15 protein-coding genes are annotated in these 12,095 nt (G+C 61.1%); 8 read left to right on the top strand and 7 right to left on the bottom strand.

From position 1 onward, the window contains the following. Positions 1-7 precede the first annotated feature (7 nt). Positions 8-202: a hypothetical protein gene (locus BT204_RS08780; RefSeq protein ID WP_014718591.1), complete on the bottom strand. Its 195-nt coding sequence runs from the start codon at positions 200-202 to the stop codon at positions 8-10. A 174-nt stretch (positions 203-376) separates the two neighbouring features. Between BT204_RS08780 and BT204_RS28270 the strand changes: the two genes are divergently transcribed. Beyond that, positions 377-508 (top strand): hypothetical protein, encoded by a 132-nt coding sequence (locus tag BT204_RS28270; RefSeq protein ID WP_254914091.1) that lies wholly within the window; start codon positions 377-379, stop codon positions 506-508. Between the two features lie 122 nt (positions 509-630). Here BT204_RS28270 and BT204_RS08775 read toward each other — a convergent pair whose 3' ends face one another. From BT204_RS08775 to BT204_RS08755, 5 genes are read right to left on the bottom strand one after another with little or no spacing between them, the layout of a single operon-like run. Next, positions 631-1,392, bottom strand: coding sequence for an ABC transporter permease (locus tag BT204_RS08775; protein ID WP_054897391.1), 762 nt, complete (start codon positions 1,390-1,392; stop codon positions 631-633). Beyond that, complete coding sequence (locus BT204_RS08770; RefSeq protein WP_072446429.1) at positions 1,389-2,588, bottom strand: ABC transporter substrate-binding protein; 1,200 nt, start codon at positions 2,586-2,588, stop codon at positions 1,389-1,391. The genes BT204_RS08775 and BT204_RS08770 overlap by 4 nt, the downstream gene beginning before the upstream one ends. After that, complete coding sequence (locus tag BT204_RS08765) at positions 2,575-3,378, bottom strand: ABC transporter ATP-binding protein (RefSeq protein ID WP_034127546.1); 804 nt, start codon at positions 3,376-3,378, stop codon at positions 2,575-2,577. Before BT204_RS08765 ends, BT204_RS08770 begins: the two co-directional genes overlap by 14 nt. Further along, positions 3,375-4,436 carry an acyl-CoA dehydrogenase family protein gene (locus BT204_RS08760; RefSeq protein ID WP_072446427.1) on the bottom strand — a complete coding sequence of 354 codons (1,062 nt, stop codon included), beginning with the start codon at positions 4,434-4,436 and terminating at the stop codon, positions 3,375-3,377. Before BT204_RS08760 ends, BT204_RS08765 begins: the two co-directional genes overlap by 4 nt. A 39-nt stretch (positions 4,437-4,475) precedes the next feature. Further along, complete coding sequence (locus tag BT204_RS08755; RefSeq protein ID WP_072446425.1) at positions 4,476-5,036, bottom strand: carboxymuconolactone decarboxylase family protein; 561 nt, start codon at positions 5,034-5,036, stop codon at positions 4,476-4,478. A gap of 103 nt (positions 5,037-5,139) precedes the next feature. On the opposite strand from BT204_RS08755, the gene BT204_RS08750 reads away from it, so the two are divergent. After that, complete coding sequence (locus BT204_RS08750) at positions 5,140-6,045, top strand: AraC family transcriptional regulator (RefSeq protein ID WP_057975801.1); 906 nt, start codon at positions 5,140-5,142, stop codon at positions 6,043-6,045. Here the strand turns inward: BT204_RS08750 and BT204_RS08745 are convergent. Beyond that, complete coding sequence (locus BT204_RS08745; RefSeq protein WP_072446424.1) at positions 6,042-6,953, bottom strand: LysR family transcriptional regulator; 912 nt, start codon at positions 6,951-6,953, stop codon at positions 6,042-6,044. The genes BT204_RS08750 and BT204_RS08745 overlap by 4 nt on opposite strands. Before the next feature lie 116 nt (positions 6,954-7,069). Here BT204_RS08745 and BT204_RS08740 point away from each other — a divergent pair, with 116 nt between their 5' ends. The 6 genes from BT204_RS08740 (at position 7,070) to BT204_RS08715 (ending at position 11,670) form a co-directional block, all read left to right on the top strand. Continuing rightward, positions 7,070-8,065 carry an aldo/keto reductase gene (locus BT204_RS08740; RefSeq protein WP_072446422.1) on the top strand — a complete coding sequence of 332 codons (996 nt, stop codon included), beginning with the start codon at positions 7,070-7,072 and terminating at the stop codon, positions 8,063-8,065. 133 nt (positions 8,066-8,198) lie between these two features. Continuing rightward, positions 8,199-8,657 (top strand): SRPBCC family protein, encoded by a 459-nt coding sequence (locus tag BT204_RS08735; protein WP_072446420.1) that lies wholly within the window; start codon positions 8,199-8,201, stop codon positions 8,655-8,657. A 93-nt stretch (positions 8,658-8,750) separates the two neighbouring features. Then, complete coding sequence (locus BT204_RS08730; RefSeq protein WP_034127552.1) at positions 8,751-9,197, top strand: DUF411 domain-containing protein; 447 nt, start codon at positions 8,751-8,753, stop codon at positions 9,195-9,197. A gap of 3 nt (positions 9,198-9,200) precedes the next feature. Beyond that, positions 9,201-9,644, top strand: coding sequence for a YqaA family protein (locus tag BT204_RS08725; RefSeq protein ID WP_072446419.1), 444 nt, complete (start codon positions 9,201-9,203; stop codon positions 9,642-9,644). A gap of 45 nt (positions 9,645-9,689) precedes the next feature. Next, positions 9,690-10,691 (top strand): alpha/beta fold hydrolase, encoded by a 1,002-nt coding sequence (locus BT204_RS08720; RefSeq protein ID WP_072446417.1) that lies wholly within the window; start codon positions 9,690-9,692, stop codon positions 10,689-10,691. Between the two features lie 25 nt (positions 10,692-10,716). Continuing rightward, entirely contained in the window at positions 10,717-11,670 is a 954-nt protein-coding gene (locus BT204_RS08715) for a D-2-hydroxyacid dehydrogenase family protein (RefSeq protein WP_072446415.1), read from the top strand. The last annotated feature ends 425 nt before the right edge of the window (positions 11,671-12,095 follow it).

The following is a 12,095-nucleotide window of genomic DNA, read 5'->3' as shown; positions in this document are numbered from 1 at the left end:
ACGCCCGTCAGAAGTTAGGCTTGACCTTGCGGCGCATGATGCCGTTGATCACGACGACGACCACGGCAATCGCGATGGCCAGGTACTGGAAGGTTTTTTCACTGATCACGCCTGTGTTCTGCAGATAAGACAGGCCGAACATCGCGCCCAGTACAGCCAGGGCAATCAGAAGCGAGTATTTCAAGCGTTGCTTTTGGGTCATGACGAGTTCCTGAACCTGAAGAATGTATCCACTGTGTATCGCCGTGCATGCCAAGCACATACCCAGTCACGGGGATGGCGCGGTTTCGGCAGGGTCTTATGTTACAGGCGATGAAAAGTTTTGGCTTGCCCTCCGCCTGACAGGCCTTGCGAATACCCCTTGGAGAACTGTGAAATGCTGCGACGACTCATCCTGCTGGTTCCACTGATGATTATGCTGAGCCTGGGCGGTTGTTTCTTCTTCCCGCGCGGCGGGGGCTGGCATGATCACCGCTATGAGGGTGGTGGCGGTTACCAGCGCCGCTGATCTGCATCCGGATAACGCTTCGTGCACAACGCGTGCAGCACGCTTGGGGGCTTCACGCGTTACTGCATCGACATTACCTACTCGTCAGGCGGGTTCGGAGCCTCGACGCCGGTTTCAACCACTTAGCCGCCATGCACCCACCGCCGATGCAACCAACGCGCAAACGCATCCAGCGCGAACCCCAGCACCCCGATCACCACCACCATCGCCATCAACTCCGAATACGCGAGCCGATCACGGGTGTCGAGGATGTAATACCCCAGCCCCGCACTGACCCCGAGCATTTCGCAGGGCACCAGCACGATCCACAGGATGCCGATGGCCAGGCGCACGCCGGTCAGCACATGCCCTACCACGCCAGGAATGACCACCCGGCGCAAGGTTTCCCAACGCGTGGCGCTCAAGCTCTTGCTCAACTGTAACCAGCGCGGGTCGAGCTGACGCACGCCCGCTGCGGTGTTGAGCATGATCGGCCAGACAGCGGCAAAGGCCAGCAGGAAATAGATTGGCTGGTCGCCCACGCCCATCAGCATCACCACGATCGGCATCCAGGACAGCGGCGAAATCATCCGCAGAAACTGGAACGCTGGCGTGGTCGCCGCCTCCAGGTTACGCGAACTGCCCACCAGCAGCCCGAGGGGTACGCCTACCAACAACGCGATAAACAGCCCGACGAAAATACGCTTCAGGCTCACGGCGATATGCAGGTACAACTCACCCCGCCCGAGCAATTCCCACAAGCTGCTGGCGGTGGCCGCCAGGGAAAAGCGCGCCGACAGGCCATCGGCCTCGCCGAACACTTTCACGCCCAACCACCACAGCACCAACAAACCCGCCAAGCCACTCAGCCCCAGCCACCAGCCGGGGATTCTGCTGTTGTTCAAACGCCGATCTCCTCGTGCCGCTCATAACCATCCGGCAAACCGAAGGTCTGCATGCCACCCACGGCTTCGATCGCGTTGCGCACGAAGCGGTCGTCCACCAAGTCCTTGGCCACGAAGGCTGGGTCCAGGTCCGTGAGAAACTTTTTGTCGCCTTCGATCAAGGTGTCCTTCAAGCGCCGCACCAGTTCTTCGGTGTAGCTGGGGAACGGGTACGGTTGGAAGTCGATGCGATGCTCGTCCCAGTTGGCGTGCTGGATCGCGCCGTCGGCCACGTAGGAGGCGCGGTCGCTGGCCGCCGGCGCCAGGACTTTGCTCAACACCGGTTCGGCATGGGGCGTGTAACGGTTCGGGCCATCCTTGGACAGCAGCTTCACCGCCTCTTCACGGTTGTCGCGGGTCCACACCTGGGCCTTGACGATGGCGTTCACCACCTTCTGCGACCACTCCGGACGGTTAGCCAGGTCGTGCTCGTGCATGAACACCACGCAGCAGGCATGGTTACGCCACACGTCGCCAGTAAAGCGCTGCACGCGACCGACCTTGAGGTTTTCTGCCAGGGCATTGAACGGTTCGGCGACGATGTAGCCGTCGATGCGTTTGCTGGCCAGGGCCGGAGGCATGTCCGAGGGCGGCAACACGATCAGGTTGACCTCATTGGCGGCAATCGAACTGCCGGTGGCACGAGTGACCGGCGTGAGGCCGTTATCGCGGAACAGTTGCTGCACCACCACGTTATGAATCGAGTACCAGAACGGAATCGCCACCGACTTGCCACCCAGTTGCTTCACGTCGGTAATACCTGGGGATACGGTCAAGCCCGAACCGCCCACATGGTTCCACGCCACGACTTTGGCCGGCACTTTACTGCCGTAGCGCGCCCATACGGTCATTGGCGACAGCAGGTGTATCACGTTGACCTGGCCGGAGATAAACGCCTCGATCACTTGGGCCCAACTGCGCAACAACACTGGGCGCTCGGCCTTGATGCCTTCGGCTTCGAACAGGCCATTGTTGTGGGCCACCAGCAGTGGCGTGGCGTCAGTGATAGGTAGGTAGCCAATGCGCACCGGCGCGTCGGGCTCGTTGGCGGCACGCGCCTGCAGGCTGCTCAGCAGAGGCAAGGCGCCGGCGGCACTGAGCACGGCGGAGAGTTTGAGAAAGTCACGGCGCGAGTGGGCCAGGTCATCCAGACACATAAGTAAACTCCTGTTGTTCAAGGGGGTTGGGTTGAGGGCGGCTCGCCTGCCGTAAGGTTTTCAAAATTTCGATACGCAGCGCGCCGATGGCCTCGACCTGTTCTTCCCGTGGATGCGGCAAATCGATTGCCCACTCGCCCAACGTCCGCGCCGGGCGGTTACCCAGTAGCAGGATGCGGTCCGACAGCAGCAGCGCTTCGTCGATGTCATGGGTGATCAATACCGCCGCCGAGCCCTGCTCACGATTGACCTTGAGCAACAGGTGCTGCATGTCGGCGCGGGTCACTTCGTCCAGGGCGCCGAAGGGTTCGTCGAGCAGCAACACTTGTGGCTGACGCGCCAGGCAGCGAGCCAATGCCGTGCGCTGGGCCATGCCACCGGACAATTGCGCCGGGAACTGCTGGCGCGCAGGTTCCAGCCCTACCGCTGCAATGGCGTGGTCGACACGCCGGCGGCGCTCTTCACCACTCAAGTGCGGTTGGCGGGCGAAATCCAGACCAAAGGCGACGTTCTTTTCCAGGGTCAACCAAGGCAGCAGGCTCGGGTCTTGAAAGGCCACCACCACGCGCGGATGCGGGCCGCTCAATGGCTCGCCCAATACCTGCACACGGCCAGATTGAGGTACCTGCAAGCCAGCCAGCACCCGCAGCAGGCTGGATTTGCCCACGCCGCTGGGGCCCAGGATCGACACCACTTCACCCGGTTGCAAGTGCAAGTCGAAGCCTTGCAACACCGGCCCGCTGCCGTACCCCAGGCAAATGCCCTGGGCCGTCAATACCGCCTGGCTCATAGACTGGCCTGGCGGTGCAGCTCGGTACGCAGTTGCACCAGGCTGGGCGTTACGATCGGTACAAAGGCCGACTCGCGCCAGCGCCGGGCAAAGCCGCTGCCGTGGGCGGTCAGGTAGGCCTTGCCACCGCTGGCTTGCAGTTCAAGCTGCACAGCGCTGGCGGCGGTTTCGGCCAGCGCGATACGCAGCTTGAACAGCGGTATCGGCTCGGCGGTAAAGCGCCCGGCCAACAGCCCCTTTTTAAGCTCGCGGACCAGATGATCCAGCGTTGCGCGCAGGGCTTCCAGCTCGTCGCGCAACACGGTACGACTGGCGCCCAAATGGTGGGCTACTTCAGCCAGGGAACGCCGTGCCAAACCAATCGACATACCGCACTGCAAGCCCAGAAACGCCGGGCGCACCGCCGGTAAAAACTTGCGCGCATCCTCGTGCAACAACCACTCGCGACTCAGCTCCACGCCTTCCAGGCCCAGCGCTGCGGTGTTGCTCGATTGCAGCCCGAGCAGCTCCAGGTCACGGGAGCGCTGCAACCCGGCCACCGAATCCGGAATGGCCAGGATAAATGGCGCGCCGCCCCCGGCATGCTCGATGGCCGCCGCAGCGACAAAGCCATTCTTGCGCAAGTTGGTCACCCAGTGCAGGCGACCGTTGAGGATCCAACCGTGGTCGTTGGGCTCGGCGCTGATCTGCAACGTCTCGATACCCGACAGGAACTTCATCGCATTCGACAACCCGGTGGCGCCGGCCAACTTGCCGCTGAGCAGGTCTGGCATCAGCTGCTCGCGCAAGCGCTGATTGGGGCTCTGCAGCAAGTACTCGATAAACGAGCGCTGGCCCCAGCACACAAACGCCGCTGCCAGGGAATGGCTGGCCACATTGGCGATGGCCTCGACCGCACCCGCCACATCGCCGCCCAGGCCGCCCAGGTGGGTGGGCACACCGATTCTCAGAATATTGGCTTCTGCCAGCCGTGGCAGCACTTCCTGTGGATCGCAACTGCCCACGTCCAGGGCCTGCGCTTGAACATCGAGCCAACGGCTCAAGATTGGGTCAAGCATTCATGTCTCTCCTTTTACAGCAGGTGGGCCAACGCCGAATCAGTTGGCCGGTTTTTCCCAACGGTATTGCGCCAGCTCCGGGTTCAGCGGGGTGCGGGCAAACACGTTGGCGAAGTTGCACAGGGTTGCCAGACTGACACCCAGGATGACTTCCAGCGCGTGGCCGTCGGTGTAGCCAGCGGCGCGGAACGCCTCAAAGCCCGCGTCACTCACATCCCCACGGGTGGCGATCACTTCACGGGTAAACGCGGCAAGTGTCTCATAGCGCGCGTCAGGCAACTCACCCCGGCGGCGCAAGGCCTCGATCACCTCCTCGGGCAACTTGGCTTTGTTGCGGGCAACCGCCGTGTGGCCAGCGACGCAGAAATCACAACCGTGGGTAGTAGCGGCAATCAGTTGCACCACTTCACGGTCGGCCAGGCTCAGCTCGGCCTTGGCATTCAAGGCGGAGACAGTGATGTAGGTTTCCAGCGCAGCCGGTGCGTTGGCCAGTACGCCCAGTAGGTTAGGGATAAAACCCGAGCCTTTCAGCGCGTTTTCCAGAAAGGGCTTGGCGGCTTCCGGTGCGGTTTCAGGCGTGAGCAACGGTACACGGGACATGAAGTGGACTCCTGTTGGGTTTGAATGCCCCAGTCTGTTGGTTCTAAAAAAAGCGCTCAATAGGCTAAAGTAGCGATTACTTGCTCTTGAGTCTTTCCATTAGATGAATTCGTCCGATGTACTTGTCGATTGGTTATTAGATAGCCTCGAACTCAACACCAGCCTGTTTCACGTCGGCCGTTATTGCGGTGACTGGCACGCGAGCACCCATGGCCTGGCGCAGGCGAGCTTCCACTTGATTGTGCAAGGCGAATGCTGGCTGCATATCGACGGTGATCCAACGCCCCAACACCTGAACAATGGTGACGCGGTGTTCCTGCTGCGTGACTTTGCCTTCAGGCTTTCCGGCCAAGCCACGGCGGCCGGCGCCCAGCAGTGCCCACGCCGCTCGATGCTGCCTCTCGATAGCACGGCCACGGACGGCGTAGGATTAGTCTGCGGTTTCTTTCACTTCCAATCCGGATTGTCGACGCTGATCGTCGACACCCTGCCCAGCTGGATCATCCTGCGCGCCGGCGACCCGTCGCTGATGGCTGCACGCAACCTGTTCGAATTGATCCTGCAAGAATGCGCACGCACCCCAGCGCCCTCTTCCGCGCTGCTTGAGCGCCTGTGCCACCTGCTGTTTCTGTATGTGCTGCGCCAGCAAGTGCTCGACAACACCGAGCTTGGCGGCCTTGCGGCGCTGGGCCGGGCACCGGCGTTCGCACATTTGCTGGAGCAATTGATCGCCCGCCCCGCCGAGCCCTGGAGCCTGGAAAGCATGGCGGCCTGTACCGGGTTGTCGCGCTCGGCGTTTTTCAAGCGCTTCAGCGAACTGTGTGGGCAGTCGCCCGGGCAAGTGCTGCTGATGATCCGCATGCGCCACGCCTGTGGGTTGCTCAAGGCGGACCAGACGGTGGCCGAGGTTTCGCTGGCGGCCGGGTATCAATCGGTGGCGGCGTTTACCCGAGCCTTCCATAAAGTCACCGGGCAACAGCCTGGCGCCTATCGCAGGGCGCAAGCCTAGCCTTGCAAGCCGGTGCCGGGCCGACCGCACAACTGCACCAGCCAATCGACGAACACCCTCACCCGCTGCGACAACTGCCGATGAGGCGGGTACAACGCAGTCAGCGCCATCTTCGGCACTGCCACATCAGGGAGCACCTGCACCAGCGTGCCCTCGGCCAGTTGGCGCAGGGAGTGATAACGAGGTGCCTGGATCAGCCCGTAGCCGGCTTCGCACGCAGCGAAGTAACCGGCAGAGCTGTTCACGGCAACCACTTTCGGCAGGTTGATCGGATGCAACTCGCTGCCCAGCAGAAATTCCAGGCCAAAACGTTTACCGCTGGCGCTGGACACGTACTCGACCATTTGGTGACCCGCCAACTGCTCCAGGCAAGTGGGCGTGCCCATGCGTTCAAGGTACGCGGGGCTGGCCAGGGTCAGTTGTTCCATCATCGCCAAGGGGCGTGCCACCAGCGATTCATCCAGGGCCGGACCACCGCGCAACACGCAATCGACGCCTTCGCGAATCAGATCCACTGGCCGGTCATTGAGGCCGATCTCCAACTCGATCTGTGGGTACAGCGCGGTGAACGTTGGCAAGGCCGGAATCACAATCAAGCTCCCAATGCCTGAGGGCATATCGATGCTCAATGTGCCCCGGGGGTTCTGGCGCCGCGTGGAGAACACCGCCTCGGTTTCCTCAAGATCAGTCAGCAATTGCACGCAACGTTGGTAGTACGCCGCGCCATCCAGGGTCGGGCTGACGTGGCGCGTGGTGCGCTGCAGCAGTTGCACGCCGAGATGGGCCTCCAGTTGCTTGATCAGGATCGTCACGGAGGCGCGTGGCAATTGCAGGCTGTCGGCGGCCTTGGCAAACCCGCCCAATTCAACAATCCGAGTGAACACGCGCATGGCGTTAAAACGATCCAATAAAATGCTCCCGTGGGGAATTGTTTAGATATTACGAACAGTGATAGCACTTTTAGCGGGTTTATCTGCGTTTTTTCAAGGGTAACAATGGGCCCCTCATCACAAGGAGCTTCCCTATGCACACTCGACAACTCGGTAAAAACGGCCCGCATGTGTCCGCCATCGGCCTTGGCTGCATGGGCATGACCGATTTCTACACGCCCGGCACCGATACCACCGAAGCCACCGCAACCTTGCACCGCGCCCTGGAGTTGGGCGTCAACTTTCTCGATACCGCGGACATGTACGGCCCGCACACCAATGAGCAACTGATCGGCAAGGCTATTGCCGGCAAGCGCGACCAAGTGTTCCTGGCCAGTAAATTCGGGATTGTGCGCGACCCTGCCAACCCCGTAGTGCGCGGGGTGAATGGCCGGCCCGAGTATATCCGCAACGCCATCGACGGCACCTTGCAACGCCTGGGGGTGGATACGCTGGACCTGTACTACCAGCACCGTATCGACCCCGACGTGGCCATCGAAGAAACGGTCGGCGCCATGGCCGACTTGGTGAAACAGGGCAAAGTGCGCTATCTGGGCCTGAGCGAGGCGTCCGCCGCTACTCTGGAACGGGCGCATAAGGTCCATCCCATTAGCGCCCTGCAAAGTGAATATTCGCTGTGGAGCCGCGACCAGCAAGACAATGGTTGCCTCGCCGCTTGCCAGCGCCTGGGCATCGCGTTTGTGCCGTACAGCCCGTTGGGCCGAGGTTTTCTCACCGGCGCCTTGAAGAGCCCGGATGATTTCGGCGCCGATGATTACCGACGCTTCAGCCCGCGCTTTCAGGGGGAGAACTTTGCGAAAAACCTGCTGCTGGTAGAACAGGTCAAGCGCTTGGCGGCAGACAAAGGTGTCACGGCCGGGCAACTGGCGCTGGCCTGGGTATTGGCCCAAGGCGATTACATCATCCCGATTCCCGGCACCAAGCGGCGCACCTATCTGCAAGAGAATGTGGAGGCGCTGTCGATTTCTCTCAGCGCTGACGAACTGGCTGCGCTGGATGCGATCTTCCCTGCCGATGCAACCGCAGGCCTGCGTTACCCCAAGGAAGTGCTGGCCATGCTGGATATCTAGCGTTTGCTGGAAACCCTTGTGGGGGCCGTTCTCAGCGGGATTGATCAACGGTCTGCCGACTCTCGTGCAAAGCAAGGGAGTCAGACTATTCTCACAGCTCCTAGTGTAAAACCCGCCACACAGGAGGTGTGTCATGCACGCGACTGAGCATTCGGTCCGCTTGGAGCAGATCAGTCAGGAACGGTTCATCCAGGCGCCGATCGAGGCGGTTTATGACTATGTGACCCAGCCCGACCGCTGGCACGAGTGGCACCCCACCTCCCTCAGCGCCGACACCGGCACCACCGGCTCATTACCGGTCGGCACGCGTTTTACCGAAATCATCGACCTGCTGGGCATACGCGTCCCCATGAGTTACCGCGTACAAATCGCCCGCCGCCCCAGCGAGTTCAAGACCGTGTTCACCTCCCTGGCGGTTGACGGTTGCATCCATTACTGCTTGCGCGCTCATCAGGGCGGCACCCTGTTCAAACGGGTGCTGACTTACGAGACTGAACTGCAACTGGCGTCTTTGCATGAGCGCATGGTCGCGTTGTCGGCGATTGCGTTGGACCGGCTCAAGCAGCGGCTGGACAATCAGGGTTTCGTATAATTTAGAAACATTACCACGACATCACATTGCAAACATGCCTGCAAAAGCAGGGAGAATGCCCGGCTTATTGCCGCGCCTTCAGTGAGACCCACGATGAAAACCCCATTGCGACTGGCCCTGCTCAGTGCCCTGTTTACCACCACCCTGGCCCAGGCCGCCGAACTGATCCCCATCGATGTACACCGCGACGCCAACTGCGGCTGCTGCAAGAAGTGGATCAGCCACTTGGAGAGCAACGGTTTCAAGGTCAACGACCACGTTGAAGCCGACATGAGCGCGGTGAAACAACGCTTGGGCGTGGCGCCACGCCTTGGCTCCTGCCACACCGCGGTGATCGACGGCAAGTTCGTCGAAGGCCACGTACCCGCCGAGCAGGTCCTGGCTCTGCGCAAGCGCAACGACCTGCTGGGCCTTGCCGCACCGGGCATGCCATTGGGCTCGCCAGGCATGGAAGTAGACGGACGCAGCGAGGCGTATCAAATCATTGGCCTGACCCGCGACGGCGAAGACGTGGTGGTAGCGGACTACCCGGCTCACTGACCGGTGTTGATGGGGTACCTGGGGCTGTTCGGCGCGGCATTTGGCGCCGCGACGTTATTGCCCCTGCAGTCGGAAGCTGTGCTGGTCGGCCTGCTGCTCAGCGGGCATTACAACCTTTGGCTGCTGCTGGGCATCGCCACCCTGGGTAATGTGCTGGGCTCGCTGGTCAATTGGCTGCTGGGGCGCTCGGTCGAGCGCTTCAAAGAGCGACGCTGGTTCCCGGTGAGCGCCAATCAGCTGGACAAGGCTCGCAGCCATTACGCACGCTGGGGGCACTGGACGTTGTTGCTCAGTTGGGTGCCGATCATTGGTGATCCGCTGACATTGGTGGCTGGGGTGATGCGTGAGCCGTTATGGCGTTTTCTACTGCTGGTAACCCTGGCGAAAAGCCTGCGGTATGGCGTAATCGCAGCGCTGACGTTGCAGTGGGCGTTAATCCCCCGTTAATCGCGGGCAAAGAGCATCCGGCCATCTGTCTCGGAGCCAAAACCCATGCCTTTTATCCGTACATTATGCGTAGCCGGTTTGTTTTCGGTCAGCGCGGCGCCCGTGTTAGCTGACACCTACGGCCCTGAGTTGCAGGGCTTTGCATACCCCTACCCTTTGAATCATTTTGCCTTCCAATCCCAGGGCAAATCCCTGCAAATGGGCTACATGGACGTCCCCGCCACCGGCACTACAAACGGCCGCAGCGTGGTGCTGATGCACGGCAAGAATTTTTGCGGCGCTACCTGGGAGGGTTCGATCAAGGCGCTCAGTGACGCCGGTTACCGCGTCATCGCCCCGGACCAGATTGGTTTTTGCACCTCCAGCAAGCCCGACCACTACCAGTACAGCTTCCAGCAACTGGCGACCAATACCCATCAACTGTTGGAAAAGCTCGGCATTCAAAAGGCCACGGTGATCGGCCATTCCACCGGCGGCATGCTCGCCACACGCTATGCGCTGATGTACCCCCAACAAACCGAACAGTTGGGACTTGTGAACCCCATTGGCCTGGAAGACTGGAAAGCCCTCGGCGTGCCCTACCAGAGCGTCGACCAGTGGTACCAGCGCGAGCTGAAACTGAGCGCCGACGGTGTACGCAATTACGAGCGAAACACCTATTACGTTGGGCGCTGGAAACCCGAGTACGAGCGCTGGGTAGACATGCTCGCCGGCCTGAACCAAGGCCCGGGGCATCTTCAGGTTGCCTGGAACTCGGCGCTGATTTACGACATGATCTTCACCCAACCGGTGTACTACGAGTTCAAGGACTTGCAGGTGCCCACCCTGCTGCTGATCGGCACCAGCGACACTACCGCCATCGGCAAAGATGTGGCGCCGGCGGCGGTCAAGGCCAAAATTGGTCATTACGAGGTACTGGGCAAGCAGGTGGCCAAGCTGATTCCCCGCGCCACGTTGGTGGAGTTCCCCGGCCTGGGCCATGCGCCCCAGATGGAAGAGCCGGAACAGTTTCATAAAGCCCTGTTGCACGGGTTGAACGCCCTTTAATTGCCACTTTTCGAGGCCCGCGTGCATGTCGATACAGATCGCAGTGATGGATGATTGGCAAAACGTGGCCAGCGACGTGGCGGATTGGTCGGCGCTGGACAGCGTGGGCAAGGTGCATTTTCTCCACGACTACCCCGCCGATACCGCCACCATGATCGAGCGCTTGAAAGGATTCGAGGTGATTTGCCTCATGCGCGAACGCTCAACCTTTGACAAAGCCCTGCTGCAAGGGCTGCCCCAGCTCAAATTGCTGGTGACCGGCGGCATGCGCAATGCCGCCATCGACCTTCCCGCAGCCAAGGCCCTGGGCATGCAGGTGTGCGGCACCGACAGCTATAAACACGCGGCTCCGGAACTGACCTGGGCCTTGATCATGGCCTCTACACGCAACCTGCTCGCCGAAGCCAACTCGCTGCGCGGGGGCGGATGGCAGGTCGGCCTCGGCGGCGACCTGCACGGCAAGACATTGGGCGTCCTGGGGCTGGGCAGTATTGGCCAGAAAGTCGCAAGGTTCGCCCAGGTGTTTGGCATGCGGGTGATTGCCTGGAGTGAAAACCTCACACCGGAGCGCGCGGCTGAATCGGGGGTGACCTGGGTCAGCAAGCGCGAGCTGTTTGAGCAGGCGGATATTCTGACCATCCATCTGGTGCTCAGCGAGCGCAGCCGTGGTCTGGTGGATGCGCAAGCGTTGGGCTGGATGAAGCCCACAGCGCGCCTGGTAAATACCGCACGCGGGCCGATTGTGGACGAGCAGGCACTGCTGCAAGCATTGCGCAGCGGACGCCTGGCCGGGGCGGCGCTGGATGTGTTTGCCGAGGAACCGCTGCCGGCTGACCACCCGTTTCGCCGCTTGCCCAATGTGCTGGCAACGCCACACGTGGGGTATGTGAGCGAGCAGAATTACCGGCAGTTCTATCAGCAGATGATCGAAGATATCCAAGCCTGGGCCGAGGGTGTGCCCCTTCGCGGGCTCGTCTGACGCACCATTAAAGTGCACCCCCCCCCTGTGGCGAGGGAGCTTGCTCCCGCTGGAGTGCGCAGCGCTCCCAAAATTTTGGGGCCGCTACGCGCCCCAGCGGGAGCAAGCTCCCTCGCCACAGGAGCATATCGTTAAAAGTTTTTTGTCCTACAAAATCTGCATGAAAACCCAGCAGGCGCTGGGATCTGTCCTAGACTCATGACCGATGGGTCCGTTCCAAAACAAAAACCCCGCAAAAAATCTAAACTTTCGAAACCTGCCGCTGGTCAAGTTTTAGGTAAGGGCGAGCACGCGCGCTTCAGGCCGAATGCCCGCTCATCCAATCTTTTTTAGCCGACGTTACAACTGGCATACGCCTTGCCAGCTTGTATAGCGCTTGTGTGCCTGGCCGCAGGATGCGGTCACTCGGAGCCGATGGCAGCGGG

The organism is Pseudomonas sp. NFPP02, from assembly GCF_900119355.1.
Taxonomy (GTDB): domain Bacteria; phylum Pseudomonadota; class Gammaproteobacteria; order Pseudomonadales; family Pseudomonadaceae; genus Aquipseudomonas; species Aquipseudomonas paracarnis.
The sequence above is the reverse complement of the archived record's forward strand: the minus strand, read 5'-3'. Positions and strand labels throughout refer to the sequence as shown.